Origin of the sequence: Streptomyces caeni (assembly GCF_042678285.1) — a bacterium.
Classification (GTDB): Bacteria; Actinomycetota; Actinomycetes; order Streptomycetales; family Streptomycetaceae; genus Streptomyces; species Streptomyces caeni.
This window is the reverse complement of the sequence record NZ_JBHUDX010000171.1, coordinates 1-602: the sequence shown is the minus strand read 5'-3', so window position 1 is coordinate 602 and position 602 is coordinate 1. Positions and strand designations below refer to the sequence as shown.

Genomic DNA, 602 nt, shown 5'->3' with positions numbered 1-602 from the left:
TGGGTCGAGTGATGATCTGGGGACGTTGATCCGTCAGTTGGTGCAGGCGGCGCAGCCGTTGGAGGGGAAGTTCAACGGTGCGGGTCGGGTGGCGTTCGATCAGTTCAAGTTGCGGGCGGATTCGATCGCCAAGGAGTTGAACGCGTCGCTGGCGGCGATTTTGGGTGGTCAGTCGGGGATGGACTCGGCGTTCGGTTCGGGTGATCAGGAGCAGGGCGACAACGCGCGGCGTCAGATGTCGGCGGCGAACTTCGACGGGGCGCGGTTCCGCTGAGGGGCGGGGTTGTCGGCTGGTTCCACGAAGTCTTTTCTTCTCTCACGGGGAGTGGTGTGTGATGGCGGGTTCGGGTGCGGATCGTCGGTCGTACGACACGGGTGCGTCGGCGGATGTGCAGGGTGGTCTGCAGGCGGTGATCGGTCGTTTGGAGGAGGTCATCGCGGCGCGGGACCGTCAGGTGAAGGCGGCGATGGCGGACTTCACGGCGGATGGTGTGGCGGATGAGTACCACGGCAAGGAGATGCGGTGGAACCGTGCGTCGCAGGAGGTCAAGAACATTATCGGGCTGGTGAAGTCGACGTTGGAGCAGAACGACGCGACGGCG

At 64.3% G+C, this 602-nt stretch carries 2 protein-coding genes; both read left to right on the top strand.

Annotated features, from left to right (window positions below):
* A partial coding sequence (locus ACFSL4_RS37575; protein WP_381092610.1) for a hypothetical protein occupies window positions 1-274 on the top strand: 274 nt, incomplete at its 5' end.
* Window positions 275-335: 61 nt separating this feature from the next.
* Window positions 336-602 (top strand): pore-forming ESAT-6 family protein (locus tag ACFSL4_RS37570; RefSeq protein WP_381092611.1); only part of this gene is annotated, 267 nt, incomplete at its 3' end.